The organism is Bradyrhizobium sp. SPXBL-04, assembly GCF_051853035.1.
GTDB classification, from domain to species: Bacteria; Pseudomonadota; Alphaproteobacteria; order Rhizobiales; family Xanthobacteraceae; genus Bradyrhizobium; species Bradyrhizobium zhanjiangense.
Genome location: NZ_CP182472.1, coordinates 5139962 through 5166598, shown reverse-complemented (window position 1 = coordinate 5166598; position 26637 = coordinate 5139962). Strand labels below are relative to the sequence as shown.

General features: G+C 65.1%; 22 protein-coding genes. 13 read left to right on the top strand and 9 right to left on the bottom strand.

The genetic code is table 11. The annotated features are described in order from the left end of the window. Window positions 1-11 precede the first annotated feature (11 nt). Window positions 12-1208, bottom strand: a complete 1197-nt coding sequence (locus ACNJX8_RS24635; protein ID WP_439357080.1) for an acetyl-CoA C-acyltransferase — start codon at window positions 1206-1208, stop codon at window positions 12-14. 336 nt (window positions 1209-1544) lie between these two features. Continuing rightward, window positions 1545-2315, bottom strand: a complete 771-nt coding sequence (locus ACNJX8_RS24630; RefSeq protein ID WP_439357079.1) for an enoyl-CoA hydratase — start codon at window positions 2313-2315, stop codon at window positions 1545-1547. A gap of 151 nt (window positions 2316-2466) precedes the next feature. Here ACNJX8_RS24630 and ACNJX8_RS24625 point away from each other — a divergent pair, with 151 nt between their 5' ends. Continuing rightward, window positions 2467-3006: a PaaI family thioesterase gene (locus tag ACNJX8_RS24625; protein WP_164939962.1), complete on the top strand. Its 540-nt coding sequence runs from the start codon at window positions 2467-2469 to the stop codon at window positions 3004-3006. Between the two features lie 59 nt (window positions 3007-3065). Beyond that, on the top strand, window positions 3066-3683 hold the full coding sequence (locus ACNJX8_RS24620; RefSeq protein WP_439357078.1) for a TetR/AcrR family transcriptional regulator: 618 nt from the start codon (window positions 3066-3068) through the stop codon (window positions 3681-3683). A 139-nt stretch (window positions 3684-3822) separates the two neighbouring features. Here ACNJX8_RS24620 and ACNJX8_RS24615 read toward each other — a convergent pair whose 3' ends face one another. After that, window positions 3823-4731, bottom strand: a complete 909-nt coding sequence (locus ACNJX8_RS24615) for a LysR family transcriptional regulator (RefSeq protein ID WP_128938634.1) — start codon at window positions 4729-4731, stop codon at window positions 3823-3825. Window positions 4732-4832: 101 nt separating this feature from the next. Here ACNJX8_RS24615 and ACNJX8_RS24610 point away from each other — a divergent pair, with 101 nt between their 5' ends. From ACNJX8_RS24610 to ACNJX8_RS24575, 8 genes are all read left to right on the top strand, one after another. Further along, the gene (locus tag ACNJX8_RS24610; RefSeq protein WP_128934365.1) at window positions 4833-6329 is read left to right on the top strand and encodes a CoA-acylating methylmalonate-semialdehyde dehydrogenase; all 1497 of its coding nucleotides are present in this window, start codon (window positions 4833-4835) and stop codon (window positions 6327-6329) included. 156 nt (window positions 6330-6485) lie between these two features. Continuing rightward, the gene (locus tag ACNJX8_RS24605; protein WP_439357077.1) at window positions 6486-7631 is read left to right on the top strand and encodes an isobutyryl-CoA dehydrogenase; all 1146 of its coding nucleotides are present in this window, start codon (window positions 6486-6488) and stop codon (window positions 7629-7631) included. Further along, the gene (locus ACNJX8_RS24600) at window positions 7628-8695 is read left to right on the top strand and encodes an enoyl-CoA hydratase/isomerase family protein (protein WP_439357076.1); all 1068 of its coding nucleotides are present in this window, start codon (window positions 7628-7630) and stop codon (window positions 8693-8695) included. Before ACNJX8_RS24605 ends, ACNJX8_RS24600 begins: the two co-directional genes overlap by 4 nt. 26 nt (window positions 8696-8721) lie before the next feature. After that, window positions 8722-9609 carry a 3-hydroxyisobutyrate dehydrogenase gene (gene mmsB, locus ACNJX8_RS24595; RefSeq protein ID WP_128934362.1) on the top strand — a complete coding sequence of 296 codons (888 nt, stop codon included), beginning with the start codon at window positions 8722-8724 and terminating at the stop codon, window positions 9607-9609. Between the two features lie 132 nt (window positions 9610-9741). After that, window positions 9742-11460, top strand: a complete 1719-nt coding sequence (locus tag ACNJX8_RS24590) for an AMP-binding protein (RefSeq protein ID WP_439357075.1) — start codon at window positions 9742-9744, stop codon at window positions 11458-11460. Continuing rightward, window positions 11461-11940 carry a MaoC family dehydratase gene (locus tag ACNJX8_RS24585; RefSeq protein ID WP_128934360.1) on the top strand — a complete coding sequence of 160 codons (480 nt, stop codon included), beginning with the start codon at window positions 11461-11463 and terminating at the stop codon, window positions 11938-11940. Window positions 11941-12169: 229 nt separating this feature from the next. Further along, window positions 12170-13087 (top strand): SDR family NAD(P)-dependent oxidoreductase, encoded by a 918-nt coding sequence (locus tag ACNJX8_RS24580; protein WP_439357074.1) that lies wholly within the window; start codon window positions 12170-12172, stop codon window positions 13085-13087. A 143-nt stretch (window positions 13088-13230) separates the two neighbouring features. Then, window positions 13231-14481 carry an NAD(P)/FAD-dependent oxidoreductase gene (locus tag ACNJX8_RS24575; RefSeq protein WP_439357073.1) on the top strand — a complete coding sequence of 417 codons (1251 nt, stop codon included), beginning with the start codon at window positions 13231-13233 and terminating at the stop codon, window positions 14479-14481. Window positions 14482-14569: 88 nt separating this feature from the next. Here the strand turns inward: ACNJX8_RS24575 and ACNJX8_RS24570 are convergent, their stop codons facing one another. The 3 genes from ACNJX8_RS24570 to ACNJX8_RS24560 are packed head-to-tail and all read right to left on the bottom strand — an operon-like array spanning window position 14570 to window position 17958. After that, on the bottom strand, window positions 14570-15649 hold the full coding sequence (locus ACNJX8_RS24570; protein WP_439357072.1) for a D-TA family PLP-dependent enzyme: 1080 nt from the start codon (window positions 15647-15649) through the stop codon (window positions 14570-14572). Window positions 15650-15652: 3 nt separating this feature from the next. Next, window positions 15653-17464 carry an ABC-F family ATP-binding cassette domain-containing protein gene (locus tag ACNJX8_RS24565; protein ID WP_439357071.1) on the bottom strand — a complete coding sequence of 604 codons (1812 nt, stop codon included), beginning with the start codon at window positions 17462-17464 and terminating at the stop codon, window positions 15653-15655. A gap of 2 nt (window positions 17465-17466) precedes the next feature. Then, window positions 17467-17958 carry a YaiI/YqxD family protein gene (locus ACNJX8_RS24560; RefSeq protein ID WP_249761121.1) on the bottom strand — a complete coding sequence of 164 codons (492 nt, stop codon included), beginning with the start codon at window positions 17956-17958 and terminating at the stop codon, window positions 17467-17469. Window positions 17959-18063: 105 nt separating this feature from the next. On the opposite strand from ACNJX8_RS24560, the gene ACNJX8_RS24555 reads away from it, so the two are divergent. Continuing rightward, entirely contained in the window at window positions 18064-18864 is an 801-nt protein-coding gene (locus tag ACNJX8_RS24555) for a hypothetical protein (protein WP_439357070.1), read from the top strand. Window positions 18865-18998: 134 nt separating this feature from the next. Here ACNJX8_RS24555 and ACNJX8_RS24550 read toward each other — a convergent pair whose 3' ends face one another. Both ACNJX8_RS24550 and ACNJX8_RS24545 read right to left on the bottom strand, forming a co-directional pair. Next, on the bottom strand, window positions 18999-20168 hold the full coding sequence (locus ACNJX8_RS24550; protein ID WP_128936665.1) for an IS481 family transposase: 1170 nt from the start codon (window positions 20166-20168) through the stop codon (window positions 18999-19001). A gap of 158 nt (window positions 20169-20326) precedes the next feature. Beyond that, window positions 20327-22699 (bottom strand): xanthine dehydrogenase family protein molybdopterin-binding subunit, encoded by a 2373-nt coding sequence (locus ACNJX8_RS24545; protein WP_439357069.1) that lies wholly within the window; start codon window positions 22697-22699, stop codon window positions 20327-20329. 208 nt (window positions 22700-22907) lie between these two features. On the opposite strand from ACNJX8_RS24545, the gene ACNJX8_RS24540 reads away from it, so the two are divergent. Further along, window positions 22908-23981 carry a Ppx/GppA phosphatase family protein gene (locus ACNJX8_RS24540; RefSeq protein ID WP_439357068.1) on the top strand — a complete coding sequence of 358 codons (1074 nt, stop codon included), beginning with the start codon at window positions 22908-22910 and terminating at the stop codon, window positions 23979-23981. Window position 23982: 1 nt separating this feature from the next. Continuing rightward, window positions 23983-24669 (top strand): RlmE family RNA methyltransferase, encoded by a 687-nt coding sequence (locus ACNJX8_RS24535; protein ID WP_091895795.1) that lies wholly within the window; start codon window positions 23983-23985, stop codon window positions 24667-24669. Window positions 24670-24836: 167 nt separating this feature from the next. Here the strand turns inward: ACNJX8_RS24535 and ACNJX8_RS24530 are convergent, their stop codons facing one another. Continuing rightward, entirely contained in the window at window positions 24837-26606 is a 1770-nt protein-coding gene (locus ACNJX8_RS24530; protein ID WP_439357067.1) for a peptidoglycan-binding protein, read from the bottom strand. Window positions 26607-26637 lie beyond the last annotated feature (31 nt).

Sequence of the window (26637 nt, the reverse complement as noted above, 5' to 3'; positions counted from 1 at the left end):
ACTTTCTCGCGTCAATGCGCCAGCCGCTCCACGGCAATCGCCGTGGCTTCGCCGCCGCCGATGCAGAGCGCCGCGACGCCGCGCTTGAGGTTCTGCGCCTCCAGCGCATGCAGCAACGTCACGATCAGCCGCGCGCCGGTCGCGCCGATGGGATGGCCGAGCGCGCAAGCGCCGCCGTTGATGTTGAGCTTGTCGCGGGGAATGCCGAGATCGCGCTGCGCCGCCATCGCCACCACGGCGAAAGCCTCATTGATCTCGAACAGATCGACATCGCTGGCGCTCCAGCCGACCTTGTCGAGCAGCTTGCGGATCGCCGGGATCGGCGCCGTGGTGAACCATTGCGGCTCCTGGCTGTGGGTGGCGTGGCCCTTGATCTCGGCCAGAACCGGCAGGCCGCTCCGATCGGCGAGCGAGCGCTTGGTCAGCACCAGCGCGGCAGCGCCGTCGGCATTGGCGGAGGAGGCGGCCGGCGTTATCGTGCCGTTGGCGCGGAATGCCGGCTTCAAGCCGGGGATTTTTGCGGGATCGACCTTCAGCGGATGCTCGTCATTGGCGATGATGCGGGGACCCGCTTTCTCGGTGAGCGTGATCGGCGCGATCTCGGCTTTGAACGCGCCACCCTCGACGGCCTTGCGCGCGCGGCTGAGTGTCTCCATCGCGTAGGCGTCCTGGTCCTTGCGGGTGAACTGGTAGGCTTCCGCGGTGGCCTCGCCGAAATCACCCATGGAGCGGCCGGTCTCGTAAGCGTCCTCCAGCCCGTCCATCATCATATGGTCGATGATGCGGTCATGGCCGGCGCGGTAGCCGCCGCGCGCCTTGGCCAAAAGATACGGCGCGTTGCTCATGCTCTCCATGCCGCCGGAAACGACGATGTCGGCCGACCCGGCGCGGATGATGTCTTGCGCCAGCATGGTCGCTTTCATGCCGGAGCCGCAGACCTTGTTCACGGTGGTGGCGCCAGTGGCATCGGGCAGTCCGGCCGCGCGTGCGGCCTGGCGTGCCGGTGCCTGGCCCTGACCGGCCGGCAGCACGCAGCCCATGAAGACCTCGTCGACCTTCTCGGGCGCAAGTTTTGCGCGCTCCAGCGCCGCGCCGATCACGTGCGATCCGAGCTTATGGGCGGGGAGCGGCGACAGTTCGCCCATGAAGCGGCCGAGCGGGGTGCGAACGGCGGAGACGATGACGACGGGATCGGCGGCTTCGGCCATGATAAACTCCCTGCGCTGAAAGTAAGATTATGATCATCATATGATGCGGCGCAAAAAATGCAACCCGCGCCAGGGATGAGAAAATGTCGTGGTTCGGATGAGATTTGGTCGTTCGATTGTGAGGCAGGATGTGGTTGTGACGGAGTTGCGGTTCTAGGCGGTGACCGCCCCGCACTCCGCTGTCATTACCCGCGAAAGCGACCAATCCAGTATTCCAGAGGCCCGTGTTGGCGAACTCGCTCTTGCAACTGGCGCCGCGGCGTACTGGATGCCCCGGTCAAGCCGGGGCATGACACCTTTGGCTTGGAGGGAGCCTCTTCACTACAGAACCACGCCTCACCGCTTCCTGTTCACGAACGCCTGCATGAGCCGCGTCGGCTCGTCCGTCAGGAACGACTCGCCGAACACCTTCACGCTCAAATTCACCGACTCCGTCAGTGGCAACTCCTCCCATTGCCGCAGCAGCGCCTTCTGCGACCTCAGCGCCTCGGGGCCGCATTCGAGCAACGCCTTCACGACGTGCTCGATCTCGGCATCCAGCCCGCCTTCCGGCGCGACTTTATCGACCAGGCCCCAGGCCAGCGCGGTGGCTGCGTCGATGTTCTCCGCCGTCATCACCAGCCAGCGCGCGCGGGCCCAGCCAATCAGGCGCGGCAGCAGCGCGGCATGGATCACCGAGGGGATGCCGACGCGCACCTCCGGCATGCCGAAATGCGCATCATGCGCGGCGATGCGGAAGTCGCAGGCGGCGGCGACCTCGAGCCCGCCGCCGAGGCACCAGCCGGGCATGCGCGCGATCACCGGAGCCGGGAAGGCGCGCACGGCCTCACAGAGATCGCGCAGGCGGCTGATGAAGGCTTCGGCCGACTTCTGGTCGAGCTTGGCCATCTCCTTGATGTCGGCGCCGCCGATCATGCTCTTCTCGCTCTGGCCGCGCAGCACTACGACGCGGATGTTGCGGTCGGTGGCAAGCCGCTGCAAGCCTTCGCGCACGGCATCGGTCACGGGCGAGCCGAGAATGTTGAGTGGGCCGGCGTTGCAGATCGCGACGTGAACGACGCCGCGCGCGTCACGCGTCACGCCGCAGTGGTGATTGAGCATTTCCATCATGCATCCCGAACGGTTCGTGGCAGGCGCAAGGCGCCGGGTCGAAGCCACTTCCGGGCCGAAACGCCCGGCTTGTCAAGCGGGCGGGGAACGGAGTTGCCAGCGGGAAGTCCGTAGCATAGCATGATATATGTCATATAACGAGGCCGTCATGACCCAAGCCGATCAACTTGACCTTTTTTCGCCCGACCAGCGGCGCGAGCGCGTGGTGGATTGGCAGGCGCCTGCACCGGTTGCGAAAGTGGTGATGGGCCTGTCGGGCATGGACGCCATGCTGGGCATTCGCGACGGCCGCCTGCCGCCGCCGCCCTTCGCAAAACTGATCGGCTTCACGATGGCCGTGGTCGAGCCGGGCCGGATCGTCATGGAACTAGAGCCGCGTGAAGACCTCGAAAATACCATCGGCCTCCTGCACGGCGCGACCGCCGCGGGGTTGTTGGATACGGCCATGGGGTGCGCGATCTCGACCCGGTTGGAGGCCGGGCAGGGCTCCGTGACCCTCGATTTGAAGCTGACCTTCCTGCGTCCGCTCTCGGTCCGTTCGGGGCTGATCTCGGCCGAAGGCAAGGTGATCAAGCTGGGGCGCCAGACCAGCTATACCGAAGGCTTCGTTCGCGACGGGAAGGGCGCGCTGGCGGTGCATGCAACTGCAACCTTTTCTATGATCGGCAACAATCTAACTGCGAATTAATGCGCCGTTCGCGGCATTTGCGTGTTATGAGATGATCTCCGACATTCAATGAGATGCGCATGCGCTATTCCCGGGAACACAAGCAGGAAACCCACGACCGCATCGTGAAGAAGGCCTCCGTGCGGCTGCGCGAAAAGGGCGCCCACGGCATCGGCGTCGCCGACCTCATGAAGGAGGCGGGCCTGACCCATGGCGGCTTCTACGCGCATTTCGATTCCCGCGAGGCGCTGGTGATCGAGGCCTTTGCCTACGCCATGGATCGCTCGATGGAGCATTGGCGCAAGCTCACCGGCGAGGCAGCTCCTGAAAAGCGGTTGGCGCTGATTGCGGAGAGCTATCTCTCCGCGCTGCATCGCGACAATCCCGGTCATGGCTGCTCGATCCCCTCGCTCGGCGCCGAGATCGCCCGCGAGAGCGCGAAGACGCGCAAGGCCTTCGCCGGCAAGCTCGACGAGATGATCGAGATGATGACCAACTATATCCCGAACATGCCACGCAAGGCCGCACGAAAACAGGCGATCGCGACGCTCGCCACGATGGCCGGCACCATGCTGCTGGCGCGCATCGCGGGGTCAAGCGAGCTGTCGGACGAGGTGCTGAAGGCGGGTCGAGACAGCGCGCTCGACGGCGCGAAGCGCAAGCCGAAGGTTGCGGTCAAGAAGGTGAAGCAGAACTAGGCGAGGTGCCGTAGGGTGGGCAAAGGCGCATTTGCGCCGTGCCCACCATCTCTCCACGATTGCAGCTGAAGTGGTGGGCACGCCACGAGCCGCGCATTCGCGCGTCTCGTCGCTTTGCCCACCGTACGAAATCATCAACTCACCGTCCCGCAAACAACGCCCGCTCGCGCTCCACGATCTCGCTGATGTAATCCGCCACGGCCCTGATCCGCGCGAGGTCTTTGCTGTCGGCGTGCATCAGCATCCAGAACGTGCGCGTGATCGAGATCTCCTCCGGCAGCACCGGAACGAGCTGCGGATAGTCGGTCGCCATGAAGTGCGGCAGCACCGCGATGCCGAACCCCGAGAGCGTGGCATTGAGCTGCGCGATCAGATTGGCACTGCGGAAACGTGCAGAAATCTTCGGCGACACCTGAGGCAGATAGTCGAGCTCCGGCGTGAACAGCAATTCCTCGATGTAACCGACGAAGCGGTGCTGCGGCAGGTCCTGCCGAGAGGCGATCTCTGGGAATCGGTCGAGATAGCCGGGCGCAGCATAGAGCCCGAGGCGGTAGTCGAGCAGCTTGCGGCCGACGATGCGGCCTTCCTTGGGCATGGTCAGGCTGATGGCGATGTCGGCCTCGCGCTTGGAGAGGCTGAACAGCCGCGCGGTGGCCACAAGTTGCAGGTCGAGATCGGGGTAGCGGTCGGCAAACGGGGCGAGGCGCGGTGCCAGGAAGGCGGTGCCGAAACCGTCGGGTGCGCCGATCCGCACCGTGCCGGTCAGCCGTGCCACCGAGCCCCCGACTTGCTCCTGGTTGGCGACGATGGTCGATTCCATGGCTTCCGCGCTGTCGGCGACGCGCTGGCCGGCTTCGGTGAGGAGATAGCCGGTCTTGCGCCGGTCAAACAGCTTGGCCGAGAGGTGCTTCTCCAGCCGGTCGACGCGGCGAATCACCGTAGCATGGTCGACCCCGAGCTGTTTTGCCGCAGCCGAGACCGAGCCGCCCCGCACGATGGCCAGCACGAAGCGAAAGTCGTCCCAGTCGATAGCGCCTTGATCCAGCATTTCCGCACATCTATGGTGCATTATCTCAGACTTGAATCCTATAAAATGCAGGTCAATAGGATTTGTCAAAGCGATCAGCTGAGCCTGAAGGAGATCATTCCATGCGTTCAATCGGACATTTCATCGGTGGCAAGGAGGTCAAGGGCACCTCGGGCCGCACCGCCGACGTCTTCGAGCCGATGACCGGTGACGTCCAGGCCAAGGTGGCGCTGGCGTCAAAAGCGGAAGTCCGCGCGGCTGTCGAGAACGCCCGCGCCGCGCAGCCGGAGTGGGCTGCGACCAATCCGCAGCGCCGCGCCCGCGTCATGATGAAGTTTCTGGAGCTGGTGCAACGCGACTACGACAAGCTCGCCGAGCTGCTGGCGCGCGAGCATGGCAAGACCGTTCCTGACGCCAAGGGCGACATCCAGCGCGGCCTCGAAGTTGCCGAGTTCGCTTGCGGTATTCCGCACCTGATGAAGGGCGAATACACCGAGGGCGCCGGCCCCGGCATCGACATCTATTCCATGCGCCAGCCGCTCGGTGTCGTCGCCGGCATCACGCCGTTCAATTTCCCGGCGATGATTCCGATGTGGAAGTTTGCACCTGCGATCGCCTGCGGCAATGCCTTCATCCTCAAGCCGTCGGAGCGCGATCCCGGCGTGCCGATGAAGCTCGCCGAGCTGATGATGGAGGCGGGCCTGCCGGCCGGCATCCTCAACGTCGTCAACGGCGACAAGGAAGCGGTCGACGCGATCCTCGACGATCCCGATATCAAGGCGATCGGCTTCGTCGGCTCGACGCCGATCGCGCAGTACATCTACGAGCGCGCTGCGCAAACCGGCAAGCGCTGCCAGTGCTTCGGCGGCGCCAAGAACCACGCGATCGTGATGCCCGACGCCGACATGGATCAGACGGTCGATGCGCTGATCGGCGCCGGCTACGGCTCCGCCGGCGAGCGCTGCATGGCTATTTCCGTCGCCGTTCCCGTCGGCAAGACCGCCGCCGACCGTCTGATGGAAAAGCTGATCCCGCGTGTCGAGTCGCTCAAGATCGGCACCTCGATCGATCCTTCCGCGGATTACGGCCCGCTGGTGACGCGCGAAGCAGTCGAGAAGGTCAAGAGCTACATCGACATCGGCATCAAGGAAGGCGCCACGCTCGCCGTCGACGGCCGCGGCTTCAAGATGCAGGGCTACGAGAACGGCTTCTATCTCGGCGGTTCGCTATTCGACAATGTCACCAAGGACATGCGGATCTACAAGGAAGAGATCTTTGGCCCGGTGCTATCGGTCGTGCGTGCGCACGACTACAAGGAAGCGCTGGCGCTGCCGTCGGATCATGATTACGGCAACGGCGTCGCGATCTTCACCCGCGATGGCGACGCCGCACGCGACTTCGCGGCCAAGGTGAACGTCGGCATGGTCGGCATCAACGTGCCGATCCCGGTGCCGATCGCCTATTACACCTTCGGCGGCTGGAAGAAGTCGGGCTTCGGCGATCTCAATCAGCACGGTCCGGATTCGGTTCGCTTCTACACCAAGACCAAGACGGTGACCTCGCGCTGGCCGTCCGGCGTCAAGGAAGGTGCGGAGTTCTCGATCCCGCTGATGAAGTAGGGCTGTAGCCCAGTCGTCATTGCGAGGAGCCCGCGACAAAATTGCGAAGCAATTTTGCGCTGGTGCGACGAAGCAATCCAGACTGTCTCTGCCGAGGGATGCTGGATTGCTCCGCTGCGCTCGCAATGACGATGGAGTGAAAGGTTAGGCGGCAGCATGCAGTTCGCTCTGAACGAGGATCAGGTCGCAATTCGCGACATGGCTTTGGCGTTTGCAGCGGAAAAGATCGCGCCGCACGCGTTACGCTGGGACGAGGAGAAGCATTTCCCGGTCGACGTGATGCGCGAGGCCGCCATGCTCGGCATGGGCGGCATCTACATCCGCGACGACGTCGGCGGCTCCGCCATGACGCGGTTTGATGCGGCGCTGATCTTCGAGGCACTGGCGACCGGCTGCCCGACCACTTCGGCCTTCATCTCCATCCACAACATGGCGTCCTGGATGATCGATGCTTTCGGCAGCGATACCCAGCGCCACACATGGCTGCCAAAGCTCTGCACCATGGAGCTAATCGCGAGCTACTGCCTGACGGAGCCGGGCGCCGGCTCCGATGCAGCAGCGCTGCGCACCCGCGCGGTGCGCGATGGCGATCATTACGTTCTCAACGGCCAGAAGCAGTTCATCTCGGGCGCCGGCGGCACCGACATCCTGGTCGCGATGGTCCGGACCGGTGGCGATGGTCCCGGCGGCATCTCGACCCTCGTCATCGACGGCAAGACGCCGGGCGTCTCGTTCGGTGCCAATGAGCGCAAGATGGGCTGGAACGCGCAGCCGACCCGGGCCGTGATGTTCGAGAACGCCCGCGTGCCGGTTGCCAACCGCCTCAGCGAAGAGGGCGCCGGCTTCAAGATCGCGATGGCCGGCCTCGATGGCGGCCGCCTCAACATCACCGCGTGCTCGCTCGGTGGCGCGCAAATAGCGCTCGACAAGGCGTGCGCCTACATGAAGGAGCGCAAGGCGTTTGGAAAGCGCCTCGACGAATTCCAGGCGCTGCAATTCCGTCTCGCCGACATGGCGATCGAGCTCGAGGCCGCACGCACGTTTTTGTGGCGCGCTGCGGCAGCGCTCGACCGCAAGGACCCTGATGCCACCACGCTGTGTGCCATGGCCAAGCGGTTCGGCACCGATGTCGGCTTCGAGGTCGCCAACCATGCGCTGCAGCTTCACGGCGGCTACGGCTATCTCAGCGAATACGGCATCGAGAAGATCGTGCGCGATTTGCGCGTGCACCAGATCCTCGAAGGCACCAACGAAATCATGCGGCTCATCGTGGCGCGCAAATTGATCGAGGGCGCGAGATGAGCGTGGTGGAAGAGGGCGACCTGATCGCCCGCGTCGAGGGCGCAGCCGGCGTGATCCGCCTCAACCGTCCGAAGGCGCTCAACGCCGTGACGCTGGAGATGTTTCGCGACATCGACAAGGCGCTCGACCGCTTCGAGGCCGATCCGGGCATCACCGTGATCCTGCTGGAAGGTGCCGGCGAGCGTGGCCTGTGCGCCGGCGGCGACATTCGCACGCTCTGGGAAAGCTCCAAAGTCAATGGCGACCTCGGCAAGATCCTGTGGCGCGAGGAATACATCCTCAACGCCCGGATCAAGACGTTTCCGAAGCCGTATGTGGCGTTCATGGACGGCATCGTGATGGGTGGCGGCGTCGGTTTGTCAGCCCATGCCAGCCACCGTGTCGTCACCGATCGCACCAAGCTGGCGATGCCCGAGGTTGGGCTCGGCTTCTTCCCGGATGTTGGCGGCACCTTTTTGTTGTCGCATTCGCCGGGCGAGATCGGCACCTATTTCGGGCTGACCGGCCAGATCATGAACGGGCCGGATGCGATCCATGCGAAGTTCGCCGACTGGGTCGTGCCGGGCGGGAGGCTGCCGGAGCTGCGCGAAGCCCTGACGAAGCTGCACTCGGGCGCGACCGCCGCCGACGTCAGCAAGCTCATCAACGGTTTTTCGACCGGTGAAACCGCAGGCCCGGTCGCCGCAAAGGAGCCGACTATCGACGCATTGTTTGGCTTCGACCGCATGGAAGACATCTTCACAGCGCTCAAGCGCGACGGCTCCGAATTCGCTCTGACGACACTGAAGACGCTCAACGAGAAATCGCCGCGCGGCATGGTGGTGACGCTGAACCTGCTGCGGCTCGCGCGCAAATCATCGAGCCTTGAAGAGTGCCTGGTGCGCGAATATCGCGCCGCGCTGGAGGTCTTCCGCAGCGACGATTTCCGCGAGGGCGTGCGCGCGGCCGTGATCGACAAGGATCGCAATCCGTCGTGGTCGCCGCCACGGATCGAGGATGTGACGCCGCAGATGCTGGCGCCATATTTCGCCGAAATCGGCGCCGACGAGCTGAAGTTCAATTAACAACGATTGAAGCGGAGGAAACGACAATGGCCACGATCGCATTCATCGGTCTCGGCAATATGGGCGGCCCGATGGCCGCCAATCTGGTCAAGGCTGGCCACAAGGTCGTCGCCTTCGACCTCGTCGAGGCTTCGCGCGCGCAAGCCAAGGCCGACGGCGCCAGCATCGCAGAGAGTGCGGCGGGCGCAGTGAAGGGCGCGGACGTCGTCGTCACCATGCTGCCGGCCGGCAAGCATGTGCTGTCCGTCTGGAACGAGGTCGTTCCTGCCATGGCCAAGGGGGCGCTGATCATCGACAGCTCCACCATCGACGTCGAGAGCGCGCGGCAGGCGCATGCGTTGGCCGCCAAGCACGGCGTGCTCTCGGTCGACGCGCCGGTCTCGGGCGGCACGGGTGGCGCCAAGGGCGCGACGCTCACCTTCATGTGCGGCGGCGAGGAGAGCGCGTTCGCGGCGGCAAAGCCCGTGCTGGAGAAGATGGGCAAGAAGATCGTGCATTGCGGCGGCGCCGGCGCAGGGCAGGCCGCAAAGATCTGCAACAACATGATCCTCGGCATCTCCATGATCGCGGTGAGCGAGGCGTTTGCATTGGCGGAGAAGCTCGGGCTCTCGCATCAGGCGTTGTTCGACGTCGCCTCGACCTCGTCGGGCCAGTGCTGGTCGCTGACGACCTATTGCCCGGTGCCGGGCCCGGTGCCGACCTCGCCGGCCAACAACGATTACAAGCCGGGCTTTGCCTCGGCGCTGATGGTGAAGGACCTGACGCTGGCGCAGGACGCCGCGAAGGCTGCGGGCGCGGCGACGCCGCTCGGCAAGCATGCGCAGGAGATCTATCAGTCTTTCGACGCAGCCGGGCACGGCGGGGTGGATTTTTCCGGAATTATCAAGCACGTTCGCAGCCTCGCTGGAAAGTAGCGAAGCTTTGCTCGTAGCCCGGATGGAGCGAAGCGCAATCCGGGACAGCTCTTTCAATTGGCGCGACCGTCCCCGGATTGCGCTTCGCTCCATCCGGGCTACAGTCGAAGGTCAATTCGACGGGCCCGGATCATGACGACATTTCAGGAAGCGCGCGCGTTTCTGCTCAAGCACCGCACGGACTACGAGGCTGCGGTCAAGGGCTTCCGCTGGCCCGATCCGGTTCCCTTCAACTGGGCGCTCGACTGGTTCGACGCCGACCTCGCGACGAATGCGGAGAGCAGAGACAGGCCTGCGCTCTGGATCGTCGATGCCGCGCAGGACCGGCAGACCAAGCTCTCTTTCGCGACTCTCTCGAAGCGCTCGAACCAGGTCGCCAACTTCCTCCGCGCGCAGGGCTTGAAGCGCGGCGATCATCTCCTGCTGCTGCTCGGCAATGTGGTTCCGTTATGGGAGACGATGCTGGCGGCGATGAAGCTCGGCGTCGTCGTGATTCCCGCGACCACGCTGCTCACCGCAGAAGAACTGCGCGATCGGCTCGATCGCGGCAAGGCGAAGGCGGTGGTGGCTGCCGAGGACCAGGTCGCGAAATTCGCCAGCCTCGGTACCGAGAGTATCGTCCGCATCGTGGTCGGCACGACGTCCGATGGCTGGCTGGCCTATGACGAGGCGGCAACCGCTTCGGAGAGTTTTGCGCCCGATGGTCCGACCAAGGCCGACGACCCGATGCTGCTCTATTTCACCTCGGGCACGACCGCGAAACCAAAACTGGTGCGGCACAGCCAGCGCAGTTATCCGGTCGGCCATCTCTCGACCATGTACTGGATCGGGCTGAAGCCCGGCGACGTCCATCTCAACATCTCGTCGCCCGGTTGGGCCAAGCACGCCTGGAGCTGTTTTTTCGCGCCGTGGAATGCGGGCGCCACCGTGTTCGTGGTCAACCAGCCGCGCTTCGACGCAAAAGGCCTGCTCGCTACCATCGGCCGCTGTGGCGTCACCACGCTATGCGCGCCGCCGACGGTGTGGCGGCTGTTCATCCAGGAGAATCTCGCCTCGTTCAAGGTGTCGCTGCGCGAGGTCTGCGGCGCCGGCGAGCCGCTCAATCCTGAGGTGATCGACCAGGTGCGGGCGGCCTGGGGCCTGACCATCCGCGACGGCTACGGCCAGACCGAGACGACTGCACTCGCCGGCAATTCGCCGGGCCAGCCAATCAAGATCGGCTCGATGGGGCGGCCGTTGCCGGGCTATCGCGTGCAGATCAGCGATGCCGACGGCAATCCGGCGAAGGAAGGCGAGGTGACCCTGGTGCTCGGCGTGAACCGTCCCGCCGGACTGATGCAGGGTTATCAGAGTGACGACGGCAAGCTCTCCGGTACGGAAGGCGAGCTCTACCGCAGCGGCGACGTCGTGTTCGCGGACGAGGATGGCTATCTCACCTTCGTCGGCCGCTCCGACGACGTGTTCAAATCCTCCGATTACCGCATCAGCCCGTTCGAGCTGGAGAGCGTGCTGCTGGAGCACGAGCTCGTCGCCGAGGCGGCCGTGGTGCCGAGCCCGGATCCGATCCGGCTCGCGATCCCCAAGGCTTTCGTGCTGCTGACGTCGGGCGCGGAGCGCTCGCCCGTGACCGCGCTGTCGATCTTCAGGCACCTGCATACGCGCCTTGCCCCGTTCAAGCGCATCCGCCGCCTCGAAGTCGTCACCGAGCTGCCGAAGACGATCTCTGGAAAAATCCGCCGCGTGCAGCTACGCAGGCTGGAGCGCGACGACGATCGCACCGATCCGCTGCGCGGCCGGGAATTCCGCGAGGAGGATTTTCCGGAGCTGGCGAAAACACGGAGTGAGACCTAAGTGAACGAAGTCTGGAAGAAGCCGCCGATTACGCTCGACGCCTATCAGTCCATGGTCGGCAAGGAGATCGGCGTGTCGTCGTGGCACCTGATCGATCAGCCCCGCATCGACACCTATGCCGACGTGATCGAGGATCACCAGTTCATCCATGTCGACCCTGAAAGGGCGAGGAAGGAAACCGCGTTCGGCACCACCATCGCGCACGGTTTTCTCACGATGTCGCTGATGTCGATCATGTCTTATGAGGTGATGCCGGTGATCGCGGGCACCACGATGGGCGTCAACTACGGCTTCGACAAGCTGCGCTTCATCTCGCCGGTGCGCTCCGGCAAGCGCGTCCGCGGCCGCTTCGTGCTGGCGGAAGCCAAGCTGCGCAAGCCGAACGAATTGCAGTCCCGCACCAACGTCACGGTGGAGATCGAGGGTGAGGATAAGCCCGCGCTGGTCGCGGAATGGCTCGGGTTGATCTATTTCGAGTAAGCCCGGGCGATCCCGGCCGGGCTTGACCCGGCAACTCATCGCTGCTCAAAAAGGAAACCCAGAGCGGGGTTTCACCCTCTCCCCTTGTGGGAGAGGGTGCCTCGCGGAACGCGAGGCGGGTGAGGGGTCTCTCTCCGCGAGCGCATCTGTAGAGAGAGACCCTCATCCGGCGCTTCGCGCCACCTTCTCCCACAAGGGGAGAAGGGAAGAAGAATAGAGACCCTTACTCATGGCAATCAGGTTCGACGGACGCGTCGCCATCGTCACCGGCGCGGGCAATGGTCTGGGTCGCGCGCATGCGTTAGGATTGGCCAGCCGCGGCGCCAAGGTCGTGGTCAACGATTTCGGGGGCGCGCGTGACGGCACCGGCGGCTCGCTGTCGCCGGCCGAAGCCGTGGTCGAGGAGATCCGCAAAGCCGGCGGCACCGCGATGGCCGGCGGCGCCGACGTCTCGAATTTCGAGCAGGTCACCGCCATGGTCGAGCGCGCCACCAAGGAGTGGGGCAGCGTCGATCTCTTGTGCGCCAATGCCGGCATCTTGCGCGACAAATCGTTTGGCAAGATGGAAGCGGCCGATTTCCAGAAGGTGCTCGACGTGCATCTCGTCGGCACCTTCTATTGCTGCAAGGCGGCCTGGGCCGGCATGCGCGACCGCAATTACGGCCGCATCGTGCTGACGACGTCGTCCTCCGGCCTCTACGGCAATTTCGGCCAGGCCAATTACGGCGCGGCGAAATCAGGCATGGTCGGCCTGATGAACGTGCTGGCCGAGGAAGGCCGCAAGAACGACATTCGCGTCAACATCATCTCGCCGACGGCGGCGACCCGCATGACCGAAGAGCTGCTGCCGCCGCAGGCGCTGCAACTGATGAAGCCCAACGCGATCACGCCCGCGGTCGAGTACATGCTCAGCGAGGACGCGCCCACCCGCACCATCATGGGCGCCGGCGCCGGCTCCTTCGCCGTGATCAAGATCCTGGAGAGCGAGGGCATCAACCTGCCGGAGTCCGAATGGACGCCGGACGCGGTCGCCGCCCATTTTGCCGAGATCAGCGACATGTCGAAGGCCAAGGCGCTGACGGGGGCGTTCGAGCAGACGCAGAAATATGTGGCGCAGGCCGCGGCGCGGGCGGGTATCAAGCTTTAGCCCGACTGTCATTCCGGGGCGCCCGTAGGGCGAGCCCGGAATCCATCGCGCCACTGGCTCTGCCGCCCAATGGATTCCGGGCTCGCGCTACGCGCGCCCGGGAATGACGAGCCTGACGCGAGAATCTGGCCTAAACTCCAGTCATGACTGCAACCCAATCCCACATCGCCGTCATCGGCGCCGGCCCCGCCGGGCTGATGGCGGCGGAGGTGCTGGCGCAGGGCGGTGCCCGCGTCACCGTGTATGACGCGATGCCGTCCGCGGGCCGCAAGTTTCTGATGGCAGGTCGCGGTGGACTCAATCTCACGCACAGCGAGCCGCTGCCGCAGTTCATGGCGCGCTACCGAGCGGCGGCGCAGAAGTTGAAGGCTGCCATCGACGCGTTTCCGCCCGGCGCGCTGCGCGCCTGGAGTGAGGCGCTGGGCGAGCCGACTTTCGTCGGCAGCAGCGGCCGAGTGTTTCCGAAGGCGTTCAAGGCCTCGCCCTTGCTGCGCGCCTGGTTGCGACGGCTCGATGCTGCCGGGGTGCGGTTCGCCTTTCGTCATCGCTGGACCGGTTGGGATGACGAGGGGCGGCTCCGGTTTCAAACGCGCCATGGAACGGCTGTCATCGCTGCCAAAGCGACAGTGCTGGCGCTCGGCGGCGCAAGCTGGCCGCGGCTTGGCTCCGATGGCGGCTGGACGACAATTCTGGCGGACAAAGGCATCGCGATATCGCCGCTACAGCCCGCAAATTGCGGTTTTACCGTCGCCTGGTCCGACGTCTTTCGGTCCCGCTTCGAAGGGCAGCCGCTCAAGGGGATTGCGCTAAGCTTCGGCCCGCATGGCCTGCGTGGCGAGGCGATCATCACGCGAGCCGGCATCGAAGGCGGGGCGATCTATGCGCTGTCGGCCGAATTGCGCGAGGCGATCGCGGCGAACGGCGAGGTGGTGCTCAACGTCGCTTTGCGCCCGGATGTCGATGAGGCCGAACTCGTCAAGCGCCTGTCTGCCGCGCGCGGCAAGCAGTCGTTCTCTAACTTCCTGCGCAAGGCTGCGCAGCTCTCGCCCGTCGCCGTTGGCTTGTTGCAGGAGGCCGCTATTGGCGCCGGCCAATCGCTGTCGGCGATGCCGCCCCAACAATTGGCGGAGCTCATCAACGCCGTGCCGATCAGGCTCACCGGCGTGGCGCCAATCGCGCGTGCGATCTCCAGTGCTGGCGGCATCTCTTTCGACGAACTCGAAGCGGATTACATGATCCGCAAGCTGCCCGGCGTGTTTGCCGCCGGCGAGATGCTGGACTGGGAAGCACCGACCGGCGGCTATCTGCTGCAGGCGTCGTTTGCGACCGGCGCTGCCGTGGGCAGGGGCGTGCTGAAATGGCTCGCTAGCTCACCACCGTCATTGCGAGCGTAGCGAAGCAATCCAGACTGTCGCCGCGGAAAGATTCTGGATTGCTTCGTCGCAAGAGCTCCTCGCAATGACGGCTGTGGGAGCAGCGCCCCTACCGCAGCTTCCCCCGGGCCGCGACCGGCAGCGTGCCGATGATCTCCTCGCCGCGCACCATCACCACCTCGTCCATCATGTTGACGACGACGCAGACATGGTTCGGCACGATGCGGACGACGTCGCCGACGTTGGGGCGCGTGTTGCTGCGGGAGAGGTCGAGGAAGCCGTGCTCCTCGGCAAAGCGCGCGATCTTCGCCTCTGGATGCTCCAGGATCAGGCCGTGGCCGTCGAGCCCGCCGGTGTCCGTCGTCAGCGTCTTCGAGCCGGCATCGAGGATACCGCGTTCGGGCGCGGCACGGCTCACCACGGTCGAATAGATGTGCAGCGCGCAATCGTCCCAGCTGGCGACGCCGGCAGCGACCTGCATGCGGTCGTTGTAGATATAGGTGCCGAAGCGGTGTTCGGTGCCACCCTTGAGCTTGCCGAGGTTCTTCAGGTTCGGCGTGCCGCCGGTCGAGACGATTTTTGCTTCCAGCCCATGCGCGCGCACGCCGGCCAGCGCCTCGTCGTAAAACTTCTGTGCGTCAGCCCAGCCCGTTTCGGTCGGGTAGAGCATGAAGCCTGCGAATTGCAGCCCCTTGGATGCCGCGATCTCGCGGGCGAGGGCGATCGCTTCGGCCGGCGTCTCGACACCGGCGCGCTTGCGGCCGGTGTCGCATTCGACCACGACCGAGAGCGGACGGCCTGATGCGGCGGCGGCCTTGGGCAGACCGGCGACGACGGTCGAATTGTCGGCAGCGACCGTCATATTCGCCTTCGCCTGCAGCGCGCCGAGCCGCGCCATCTTCTCTTCGCCCAGCAGATTGTAGCTGATCAGGATGTCGTCGATGCCGGCATTGGCCATGATCTCGGCTTCGCCGAGCTTCTGGCAGGTGATCCCCTTGGCTCCGGCCGCGACCTGCATCTTGGCAATCGTCGGATTCTTGTGCGTCTTGATGTGGGGACGGTTGGCGACGCCGGCCTCATCGCAGGCCTTCTGGATGCGCGCGATGTTGCGCTCGACCCTGTCCATGTCGATGACGGCGCAGGGGGTGCCGTATTCACGGGCGATTTTTGCGGCGAGGGGAGTGGTCATGGGTCAAGCCTGCTCTATTTCTTCACGCAGCATTTCAAGTTCAAGCCAGCGCTCTTCGGCGACGGACAATTCGTCATGCGCCTTGGCTATGGCGGCGGAGGTGTCGTCGAATTTTTTGCGATCTTTCGCATAGAGATTGGGATCGTCGAGGACGCGTTGCAGCCTTGCGATATCGGCCTGCAACGTCTCCATCTTCTTCGGCAGCGTCTCCAGGGCGTGCTTCTCGTTGAAGCTCAGGCGCCGCTTTGGTGCAGGAGCGGGAGCAGCTGCGCGCTCCTCCTTCTTCTCTGCCGGTGCTTGCGCCTTCGCCGTGTCGCGCTTCAGGTCCGCGCGGCGTTGCGCCAGCATGTCGCTGTAACCGCCGGCATATTCGATCCATTTGCCGTTGCCCTCAGGCGCGATCACGGAGGTGACGACGCGGTCGAGGAAGTCGCGGTCATGGCTGATCAGGATCACCGTGCCCTCGTAATCGCCGAGCATCTCCTCGAGCACGTCGAGCGTATCGAGGTCGAGATCGTTGGTCGGTTCGTCCAGCACCAGGAGGTTCGAGGGCTTTGCCAGCGCGCGGGCCAGCATCAGCCGGCCGCGCTCACCGCCGGAGAGCACCTCCAGCGGCGTGCCGCGCTGCTCCTGCGCGAACAGAAAGTCCTTCATGTAACCGACGACATGCTTCGGCTTGCCGCCGACCATGATTTGGTCGCCGCGACCGCCGGTGAGCGCTTCGGCCAGCGTCGATTTGGGATCGAGGCTCTCGCGGTGCTGGTCGAGCGTGGCCATTTCCAGATTGGCCCCGAGCCGCACGGTGCCGGTGTCGGGCAGCGTGCCGCCGGTGAGCAGATTGACCAGCGTGGTCTTGCCGGCGCCGTTCGGCCCGATGACGCCGAGCCGGTCGCCACGCTGGATGCGGGTCGAAAAATTCTCGACGATCTTGCGCTCGCCATAGGCCTTGGTGATGCCCTTGGCCTCGATCACTAGCTTGCCGGATTGCTCGGCTTCCGCAGCCGCGAGATTGGCGCTGCCGGCCGTGCCGCGATAATTACGGCGTTGGTCGCGCAGCGCATGCAGATTGGCGAGGCGCTTGACGTTGCGCTTGCGCCGGCCGGAGACGCCGTGGCGCAGCCAGTGCTCCTCGTCGACGATCTTGCGGTCGAGCTTGTGCTGGTCGCGCTCTTCTTCGGCCAGCACCTCGTCGCGCCAGCTCTCGAACGAGGCAAAGCCGCGGTCGATCTGCTTGATCTTGCCGCGGTCGAGCCAGGCGGTGGAGCGCGACAGATTGGTGAGGAAGCGGCGGTCGTGACTGATCAGCACCAGCGCGCTGCGCCGGCTGTCGAGCTCCTGTTCCAGCCACTCGATGGTGGAGAGATCGAGATGGTTAGTCGGCTCGTCCAGCAGCAGGATGTCGGGCGAGGGCGCCAGCACGCGGGCGAGCGCGGCGCGGCGGGCCTCGCCGCCGGAGAGATTATGCGGATTCTCCTCGCCGGTGAGGCCAAGCTGCTCCAAGAGATAACGCGCCTGGTGCTGGTCGTCGCCGGGCGCAAGCCCCGCCTCGACATAGGCGAGCGTGGTCTTGAGTTCGCCGAAATCCGGCTCCTGCGGCAGATAACGGACTGTGGCGCCAGGCTGCACGAAGCGCGTGCCGCCATCGGGCTCGATGAGGCCCGCTGCGATCTTCAGCAGCGTCGATTTGCCCGAGCCGTTGCGGCCGATCAGACAGACGCGCTCGCTCGGCGCGACATTGAGTTCGACGCCGCTGAGCAGCGGCGTACCGCCAAAAGTCAGCCTGATGTCTTTCAGTTGGATCAGCGGCGGCGCCATGGTCAGCTCTGGCTCGTTGCGGCCGCGTCAGTGCGGCGGCGCTGGATCCGGCGCAGCGTCTGGTCGAGGGCCGAGAGGAATGCGGAACGGTCGCGCGGCGCGAACGAGCGCGGGCCGCCGGTGACTTCGCCGGCCGAACGCAGATCCGTCATCAGGTTGCGCACAGCCAGCGTCATGCCGATCGATTCCTCGGTGAACGGCTTACCGTTCGGCGCGATCACGTCGGCGCCCGCCTTGACGCAGCGGCTGGCCAGCGGAATGTCTGATGTCACCACGACGTCGCCAGGCCTGGCTCGCTCCGCGATCCAGTCATCGGCCGCGTCCATGCCGGCGCCGGCAGCAATGCGCTCGATCAGGGGATCGTGGGGCACTCGAATAAAGTTGCCGGCGACGACGCTCACGGGCACGCCGTGGCGGAACGCGATGCGGTAGATTTCGTCCTTCACCGGACAGGCGTCGGCGTCGACATAGATGCGGGTGGGGGTGTCAGTCATTGGCCGCGTGGTACCCCATTCGGGCCGCAAAGGCGAGGGGATTGACCGGTGTTCCCTGGGGTCTACGATCGCTCTGAAACAATGAGAACACAGGGAAGGCGACCCATGCCGAACCGGCTCGAAACCTATCGCGTCGAGGCCTACAACACCGCAAAACAGTCCGAGAACAAGATGCATGACGACACGGTGGCGCGCCGTTTCGGCTTCGAGGGCGGGCTGGTGCCGGGCGTCGACGTGTTCGCCTACATGATGCACGTGCCGCTGGCGCGCTGGGGTCGCGATTTCTTGTCGCGCGGGCTGATCGAGGCGCGCTTCATCAAGCCGGTCTATGACGGCGAGAGCGCCGATGTTGACGCGACCGAGCACAACGGCTTGCTCACGATCGAGGTGTTCAGCCGCACCGAGCTGTGCGCGACGGGGACGGCCTCGCTGCCGGCGGCCGCGCCTGTAGTTTCATTGAGCGATTACATCGAGGTCCCCGCGGTGACCGAGCGCAAGCCGGTCAGCCCGGCGACGTTCGAGATCGGCAAGTGGTTCGGCACGACGCCGCGCCGCTGGGCGGGACAGGATGCGGCCGATTATCTCGCCGACATCAGGGAGACCGATCCGATCTTTGCGCGCGAGGGCCTCGGCCATCCCGGCCTGATCCAGCGGGTGATGAACCGTGTGCTGGTCGACAACACCATCCTCGGCCCGTGGATCCACGTCGGCAGCCGCATGCAGCTCGTGTCAGCCGCGCGCATCGGTGACGAGATCACTGCGCGGGCAAAAGTCACCGCGAACTACGAGAAGAAGGGCCACCGCTTCGTCGAGCTCGACGCGCTCGTCGTTGCCAACGACATGACACCGCTGGCGCATTGCCAGCACACCGCGATCTACCAGCCGCGTGAGCAGGCGGCGGCGTAGGGAAGAGGCAGGAAAAGCCAGGCCCGGCACTTCAAAGACGGTGTCATGCCACGGCTTGACCGGGGCATCCAGTACGCCGCGGCCCTTCCGTGAAGCACCGCCGCCTCGGAGTACTGGATCGCCCGGTCAAGTGTTCAGCCCGGGGACATGACCGACGGGTGTTCGGGGACATAGCCGACACTTTCTCCGCTCGCCAAGTCGATGATAGCGATTTGGTGGGCGGCAAAGAAGATCCCGTATTGCGCATCGTTTGCCGAGGGGCGGATGGCGAGGCGCTCGCCACGGAAGGCCTGTGGCACTTTCCACAGACGTCCCTTGAAGCTGACATAGGCCTTGGTCGTGGAGACGCGGCGCACGATCTCATGGCTGTCGTATTCGACCTGTGGCAATCGATCGGGCATTGGTCGCTGGCTGGGCCGATATCGACTGGCCGGGACCTGTTGTCCGAGCGCCTCGTGTGGCCGTTCGAAGTTGTAGACTTCCCGCCAGGCGTCGAAGGCACGCTGCGTCTCTGCGAGATCGCGGAACTGTCGCAGTGCGAACACCTCAGCCGCGAGGGTGCGGTGGAATCGTTCATTCTTGCCGCGGCTTTGCGGGTGATATGGGCGGCTGCGGATGACGGCGACGCCAAGCTTGAGCAGCCACACCGAGAACCGTGTCCATCGCTCGCCGGAAGGATCACCCCAGGGCGAACCATTGTCGACGAAGAAGGCCTCCGGGAGCCCGTAGTGGCGAAAGGTCTTCTCCAGGCGGCTGCGCACGGTATCTGTGCGTTGATCGGCACAGGCCTGCAGACACAGATCATAGCGGGAGTGGTCATCCACCACCGTCAGAGGATGGCACTGGGTATCATTGCCGAGCCGAACCCAGCCTTTGAAGTCCATCTGCCACAACAGATTGGGGGCCGGCATCTCGAAACGCTGGCTTGCCATCGGGCCGCCGATCGGAGGCTTGATGCGGCCAGACCGACGCAAGATCTGATGAACTGTTGAGACTGCTGGCGAACGCAAACCATTGCGCTCCAGGCAGTGAGCTATCTTGCGAGCTCCCCATGCCGGATGGGCATCGCGCACCGCGAGAATACGTGCCTCGAGCTCGCAATCGGTCTGTCCCGGGCTCGCATGCGGTCGGCGCGAGCGGTCGTTGACATTCTGATCCGCTTGCCATCGTGCAAGCCACTTGTAGCCCGTGTCGGGATGGATATTGAACCGCCGGCAGAGCTCCCGCCGGTTCGCTCCCTCCTGCATCGCAAGCCGCACGAACTCCCGCCGCTGATCCATCACCGACACCTCTCGCCAGGGCATGGACTTGGCCTCCTTTACCGCCAAATCCCTGCACTATGATGTGTCGGCTATGTCCCCGAACACCCGTCGGTCATGTCCCCGGGCTGAACATCAAGCCGGGCGATGACAGTGTGCGTGCGGAGACGGCGGCTGGACCGTCTACGAAGAGAAAGCAGCCCTTACGCCGCCTTGGCCTTCGCCTCCTGGATCGCGCGCCATACCCGCTCCGGGGTCAGCGGCATGTCGATGTGCTTGATGCCGTAGTCTGACAGCGCGTCCAGCACCGCATTCACCACCGTCGACAGGCTGCCGGCGCAGCCGGCTTCGCCGCAGCCCTTGCTGCCGAGCGGATTGGTCGTCGCGGGTACTGGGTGATCGCCGACCGTCATGTTCGGCACGTCCTCGGCGCGCGGCAGGGCGTAGTCCATCAGCGAGCCCGTGATCGGCTGGCCGCTGTCGTCGTAGCGGATGTGCTCCATCAGCGCCTGGCCGATGCCCTGGACGACGCCGCCATGGAGCTGGCCCGCGACCAGCATCGGATTGATCACGGTGCCGAAATCGTTGACCGCGCTGTAGCGCACGATCTGCACCACGCCGGTCTCCGGATCGATCTCGACCTCGGCGACATGGCAGCCGTTCGGGAACGCCGAGGGCACCGGCTCGCTGGTGTGGTCGACGTCGAGGCTGTCGGGCACGCCCTCCGGCACCTTGCCGTCATGCAGCTTCCTGGCGAGCTCCATGATGTCGATGCTGCGGTCGGTGCCGGCAATGGTGAAGCTGCCGTCGGCGAACTCGATGTCGGCTTCGGATGCTTCCAGCATGTGTGCGGCCGCGCGCTTGCCCTTTTCGATCACGAGCTTGGCGGCGCCCACGATCGCCATGCCGCTCGCGGTGATCGAACGCGAACCGCCGGTGCCGCTGCCGGTGTGGACGATGTCGCTGTCGCCCTGGATGAGCTTGACGCGCTCGAAGGGAACGCCGAGCTGATCGCACAGCACCTGCGCGAACGGGGTGGCATGGCCCTGGCCGTAATCGAGCGTGCCGGTGATCAGCTGCACGCTGCCGTCAGCATCGAACACGATCTTGCCGAGCTCCGGGCTCGGCGGCGCGGTGACCTCGAGATAGGAGCCGACCGCGATGCCGCGCAGCTTGCCGGCCTTCCGGCTTTCCTTCTTGCGCTTGGCGAAATTCTCGTGGTCGGAGATCTCGAGCGCCTTGTTGAACACGGCCTGGAAGTCGCCGCTGTCATAGGTCACGCCGGAGGAGGCCGGGAACGGCATCTGGTTCGGCTTGATGAAGTTGCGCTTGCGCAAGGTCAGCCGGTTGATGCCCATCTCGTCGGCGGCGCGGTCGATCAGCCGCTCCATGTAGTAGTTCGCCTCGGGGCGGCCGGCGCCGCGATAGGCCCCCATCAGCGTGGTGTTGGTCAGCACCGTCTTGATGTCGACCGCCATCAGCGGCGTGCGATAGACGCTGGAAAAGTTCTTGCCGGTGTTGAGCGAGAGCGGCCCCGGCGCAACGCCGGTGATGTAAGCGCCGAGATTGCCGTAGCCGGACAGCTTCGCCGCGAGGAAATGCCCCTCGGCGTCGAGCGCGAGCTCGGCGTGGATCTTTTGTGCACGGCCGTGGCTGTCGGAGAGGAAGCTGGTGGAGCGCTCGTCCAGCCATTTCACCGGCCGCCCCAGCGCCTTCGCCCCGTACAGGATGCACATGTATTCGGGATAGTTGATGTTCTTCATGCCGAAGGAGCCGCCGACATTGGCGGTGAGGATGCGCACCTTCTCGTTCGGCACTTTGAGGTTCTTGGCGAGGTTGGCGCGGTTGCCGGCGACGCCCTGCGTCGGCACCTGAAGCGTGTACCGCTCGGTCTTCTTGTCGTAGGAGGCAAGGCCCACGCGCGGCTCCATCGAGACCACGGCGACGCGGGTGTTCTCGATGTCGATCTTGGTGACATGGGCGGCGCTGGCAAATGCCGCGTTCACTTTCTCCATGTCGCCATAGTGATAGTCGAGCGCGACGTTATCAGGGATATGGTCATAGAGCTGCGGCGCGCCGGGCTTGGCCGCTTCCTCAGGGTCGGTCACTGCCGGCAACGGCTCGACGTCGACCTCGACGGCTTCGGCCGCATCGCGCGCCTGCGCCAGCGTCTCTGCCACCACGAAGGCGACGGGATCGCCGACGAAGCGGACCTTGTCGGTCGCCAGCGGCTGGCGGTTGGTCTGGAGCAGGGGCGAGCCGTCGCGGCTCTTCAGCGGCAGGCCGCAGGTGAAAGGGCCGTAGCCGGCGGCATCGAGATCCCTACCGGTCCACACCCCCAGTACGCCTGGCATCGCCTTGGCGGCGTCAATGCCCATGCCGCGGATGATGCCGTGGGCATGAGTGGAACGGACGATCACGGCATAGGCCTGGCCGGGCAGGTTGAAATCGTCGGTGTAGCGGCCCTTGCCGCGCACCAGCGTGTCGTCCTCCTTGCGGCGGACGGGCTGCCCGACGCCATATTTTTGCAGTGCAATAGCGTTTTCGAGCGTGGACGATTTGGTGTGTTCTTGCATGGGAATGACCTGAAAAGCCGGCATTTGCGCATTTTCGCGGCAGCGGGGCACCGGACCCCCTCAGATAACCCACGACCCCGTTCACGACAACGCACGAATGGACATGGTCCCATGTGATGCGATGTTGCGCAGACCTGCCGCGCTGCTAATGTTTCAGGCGAAAAAGCAATTCCAGATCGGCCTATCGGGCCGCGGAAAGACAGTTTGTATGAATGACCACACGCGGCTCCGCGATGGCCACGGGCTGCACGGTGAGCTGGAGGGGGCGATGGCGGCGGTGGCGTTGGCCACTGGACCGGTCGTCCCCGTGCAGGCGCCGGGAACCGGCGTCTACGCGGCGCTGGACCTCGGCACCAACAATTGCCGGCTCCTGATCGCCTGTCCGACCCACGACGGCTTTCGCGTGGTCGATTCCTTCTCGCGTATCATCCGGCTCGGCGAGGGCGTCTCGGCGACGGGCTGCATCAGCGATGCCGCGATCGAGCGCGCCATCGCGGCGCTCAGCATTTGCCGAGACAAGATCAATCTGCGCAAGGCGCGGCGGCTGCGGCTGATCGCGACAGAAGCCTGCCGCGCGGCCTCGAATGCGGAAGGGTTCCGCAGCCGCGTCGCGGCCGAGACCGGCATCGAGCTCGAGGTGATCGACCGCGAGACCGAGGCGGCGCTCGCCGTGCTCGGCTGTTCGCCGCTGGTCGATCCCAGGGGGCGCGGCGCGATCCTGTTCGACATCGGCGGCGGCTCGACCGAGCTGGTGCGGATCGAGCGCGATCCCACAAATCCGGAGCCGCGGATCCGGGCCTGGATGTCGATCCCGTTCGGCGTGGTCACGCTTGCCGAGCAGTTCGGCGGCCGCGACGTCACGCCGGAAATCTATGCCGCGATGGAGCGCGAGGTCGCCAATCACGTCGCGCCGTTCGCGGCAGAGCACGGCCGCGATCTCAGCGACATGCATCTGCTCGGCACCTCCGGCACGGTGACGACGCTTGCCGGCATCCATCTCAACCTCGCGCGCTATGATCGCCGCCGCATCGACAGCATCTGGATGAACGATGCCGACATTACAGCGACCGTCAACAAGCTGCTCGGCATGAGCTACGAGGAGCGTGCCGGCAATAATTGCATCAGCGTCGAGCGCGCCGACCTCGTGCTGGCCGGCTGCGCCATCCTCGATGCGATCAGGCACGCTTTCCCGATGCCGCGCCTGCGCGTCGCCGATCGCGGCCTGCGCGAGGGCATGCTGGTCGAGATGATGCGCGAGGACGGCGCGCTCAGGAGCTGGTGAGATGGCGAAAGACACCACCGGCCGCTTGCACGTCCAGGTCAAGACCGGCGGCAAGCGCAAGCTCTCGTCCAAGCTGTGGCTGGAGCGGCAGCTCAACGATCCCTATGTTGCCAAGGCCAAGGCGGCGGGCTATCGCTCGCGCGCGGCGTTCAAGCTCCTGGAGATGGACGACAAGTTTCGTCTTCTGAAGCCCGGCATGGCCGTTGTCGATCTTGGCGCGGCGCCCGGCGGCTGGAGCCAGATCGCGGCCAAGCGCGTCGGCTCTACCGAAGGCAAGGGCAAGGTCGTCGCGATCGACCTGCTGGAGATGCCCGAAATTCCCGGCGTCGATTTCGCGCAGCTCGATTTCATGGACAATGACGCCCCCGAGAAGCTTACCGCGATGCTGGGCGGCGGCGCCGACGTCGTAATGTCCGACATGGCCGCCAACACCACCGGCCACCGCAAGACCGACCAGCTCCGCATCGTCGGCCTGGTCGAGACCGCGGCCGCCTTTGCCTGCGACGTGCTCAAGCCCGGCGGCACGTTTCTCGCCAAGACGTTCCAGAGCGGCGCCGACGCCGAGCTGCTCGCCCAGCTCAAGCGCGATTTTGCCACCGTGCGCCACGTCAAGCCCGCCGCGAGCCGCCAGGATTCCTCGGAGCGTTACGTGCTCGCGACGGGATTTCGGGGCGAGGCGAAGGCATAACCACAAGCTCTGTCATTCCGAGGTGCCTCGAAGAGGCGAGCCCGGAATCCATTTCTCTGCGTATTCCTGCGGCAAAGTGGATTCCGGCTTCGATGCTCCGCATCGCCCCAGGGCGCCGTGCAGGCCGTAAAAAAGAGCCCCGCCGGAGGCGGGGCTTTGGGGGCATCTTACCGGTTGGGTTGATTCTGAGCCGGCTGACCCGACGTCGAAGGCGGCGGGGCATTATTTTGGTTGGTTTGCCCAGACGGCGTGTTGCTGGGCTGGGTGGTGGACTGACTGTTGCTTTGGGCCGGCGCCTGTCCAGTGGTCTGACCGGCAGGCGGTTGTGTGCCTGCCTGGCCCGACGTCGCCGGTTGGTTCTGCTGAGCCTGGCCGGTCGTGGATGGCTGGTTCTGCCCAGCCTGGCCGGTGGTCTGGTTCTGCTGTGCCGGCGCATTGGTCTGGTTCTGCTGCGCCGGCGCGTTGGTCTGACCGGTGCTTTGCCCGGTCGTGTTCTGCTGCGTCGACTGGCCAGTCGCCCCCTGACCAGTGGTCGTCGATTGGCCCTGCGTGGCGCGGATCTGGTTGGAGACGCCTAGTGCAGCGACCGTCCGGGTATCGATCGAGCCGGTGGTCTGGAAACCTTCCCGTCTCTGGAAGGTGATCAGCGCTTCGCGCGTAGCGGGCCCGAGGATGCCGTCTGCTTGGCCAGACATCAGGCCGCGTTCAATCAGCACCCGTTGAACAATGCGGATCTCGTCGGGGCTGAGATCCAGCGCGGCGATGTTGCCGCCGCCACCGCTCACGCTGCCGCGCCGGGCGAAGTGCGTCCTTGGGCCGGCGGGAATGGAGTCGACAATCCTGCGGCTTCGGTCGACGACGATGATCTCGTCATCCACGACGAAGAAGCTGTCGTCCCGATAGGCCGGATAGATGTCGATCAGTACCGGGAATGTCGAGATAGCGACCACGGAGATGTTCCGCGGCACCACCACGCCGGTATTGATCCGGAAGTTGATGGAATTGAAGTTGACCCGCACGCGATCCACATTGCGTGAGCTCAACACCGACTGCTGCAGCGTTGTCTGTTGCTGCGCGCTCACTTGCACGCGGCCGGACAAGCTCTGGGTAGTCCCACCCTGGGCTTGCGCCTGGGTGTTGACCTGTCCTTGAGTGTTGGCGCCAGTCGTCGTGCCCTGCTGGGCACTTGGGGCTTGCGCGTTGGTGTTCGCGCCAGTCGTTGGCGCGCTCTGACCCTGCGCGTTCTGGCCTTGGGCGTTGCCCTTGGCGCCAGTCGTCGTGCTCTGACCCTGCACGTTCTTGCCCTGGGCATTGTCCTTGGTGTTCGCGCCGGTCGTCGTCGTGCTCTGACCCTGCGCCTTCTTGCCTTGGACATTGTCCTTGGTGTTAGCACCTGTGGTCGCGCTCTTACCCTGTTCTGCGCCTTGCGACTGACGCGTAGCGTCGCGGTCGCTGCGGCTCTGACCGGTGGTTTGGTCTTTCATTCCGCTCTTGTCGCGCTCGGACCTGGACTGACGCGCTTGGTCGGGGCCGCCTCGGCTCTGACCAACGGTTTGGTCCTTGCCACGCTTCTCGCCTTCAGATTGGGACTGACGCGCGTTGTCGCGGGCGCCGCGGCCCTGATCGATGGCCTGACGTTCGCCCCTATCGGCCTTGCCACTAGCACGCATCCCCTCGCTACGCTCAGAACGCGACGGCGCCGCAGCGGGGCCCTCGGCCCGACCACCTGCGCGGCCCTGGGTCATTCCTTCGCCGTGAGAGGCACCACCTGCACCTTGCGACATTCCGCCGCCCGATCGGCCGGATTCCGCGCCAGCGGCCGCGCCTCCGCTCATCCCGCCGCCGGCGCCTTCACGCATGCCTTGAGCCGATGCCAGGCTGACGCCGGCGAGCAGCACAGCTGTGGTCAATAGGAACCTGTTCTTTCTCGTGTTCACCTGAACCTCCTCCATTTGCTTTGCAGCATCC

What these genes read in the sequence shown, in the direction of transcription:
- ACNJX8_RS24635 (WP_439357080.1), bottom strand. Translation starts at nt 1,208, where the DNA reads ATGGCCGAAGCCGCCGATCCCGTCGTCATCGTCTCCGCCGTTCGCACC.
- ACNJX8_RS24630 (WP_439357079.1), bottom strand. Translation starts at nt 2,315, where the DNA reads ATGGAAATGCTCAATCACCACTGCGGCGTGACGCGTGACGCGCGCGGC.
- ACNJX8_RS24625 (WP_164939962.1), top strand. Translation starts at nt 2,467, where the DNA reads ATGACCCAAGCCGATCAACTTGACCTTTTTTCGCCCGACCAGCGGCGC.
- ACNJX8_RS24620 (WP_439357078.1), top strand. Translation starts at nt 3,066, where the DNA reads ATGCGCTATTCCCGGGAACACAAGCAGGAAACCCACGACCGCATCGTG.
- ACNJX8_RS24615 (WP_128938634.1), bottom strand. Translation starts at nt 4,731, where the DNA reads ATGCTGGATCAAGGCGCTATCGACTGGGACGACTTTCGCTTCGTGCTG.
- ACNJX8_RS24610 (WP_128934365.1), top strand. Translation starts at nt 4,833, where the DNA reads ATGCGTTCAATCGGACATTTCATCGGTGGCAAGGAGGTCAAGGGCACC.
- ACNJX8_RS24605 (WP_439357077.1), top strand. Translation starts at nt 6,486, where the DNA reads ATGCAGTTCGCTCTGAACGAGGATCAGGTCGCAATTCGCGACATGGCT.
- ACNJX8_RS24600 (WP_439357076.1), top strand. Translation starts at nt 7,628, where the DNA reads ATGAGCGTGGTGGAAGAGGGCGACCTGATCGCCCGCGTCGAGGGCGCA.
- mmsB (WP_128934362.1), top strand. Translation starts at nt 8,722, where the DNA reads ATGGCCACGATCGCATTCATCGGTCTCGGCAATATGGGCGGCCCGATG.
- ACNJX8_RS24590 (WP_439357075.1), top strand. Translation starts at nt 9,742, where the DNA reads ATGACGACATTTCAGGAAGCGCGCGCGTTTCTGCTCAAGCACCGCACG.
- ACNJX8_RS24580 (WP_439357074.1), top strand. Translation starts at nt 12,170, where the DNA reads ATGGCAATCAGGTTCGACGGACGCGTCGCCATCGTCACCGGCGCGGGC.
- ACNJX8_RS24575 (WP_439357073.1), top strand. Translation starts at nt 13,231, where the DNA reads ATGACTGCAACCCAATCCCACATCGCCGTCATCGGCGCCGGCCCCGCC.
- ACNJX8_RS24570 (WP_439357072.1), bottom strand. Translation starts at nt 15,649, where the DNA reads ATGACCACTCCCCTCGCCGCAAAAATCGCCCGTGAATACGGCACCCCC.
- ACNJX8_RS24565 (WP_439357071.1), bottom strand. Translation starts at nt 17,464, where the DNA reads ATGGCGCCGCCGCTGATCCAACTGAAAGACATCAGGCTGACTTTTGGC.
- ACNJX8_RS24560 (WP_249761121.1), bottom strand. Translation starts at nt 17,958, where the DNA reads ATGACTGACACCCCCACCCGCATCTATGTCGACGCCGACGCCTGTCCG.
- ACNJX8_RS24555 (WP_439357070.1), top strand. Translation starts at nt 18,064, where the DNA reads ATGCCGAACCGGCTCGAAACCTATCGCGTCGAGGCCTACAACACCGCA.
- ACNJX8_RS24550 (WP_128936665.1), bottom strand. Translation starts at nt 20,168, where the DNA reads ATGCCCTGGCGAGAGGTGTCGGTGATGGATCAGCGGCGGGAGTTCGTG.
- ACNJX8_RS24545 (WP_439357069.1), bottom strand. Translation starts at nt 22,699, where the DNA reads ATGCAAGAACACACCAAATCGTCCACGCTCGAAAACGCTATTGCACTG.
- ACNJX8_RS24540 (WP_439357068.1), top strand. Translation starts at nt 22,908, where the DNA reads ATGAATGACCACACGCGGCTCCGCGATGGCCACGGGCTGCACGGTGAG.
- ACNJX8_RS24535 (WP_091895795.1), top strand. Translation starts at nt 23,983, where the DNA reads ATGGCGAAAGACACCACCGGCCGCTTGCACGTCCAGGTCAAGACCGGC.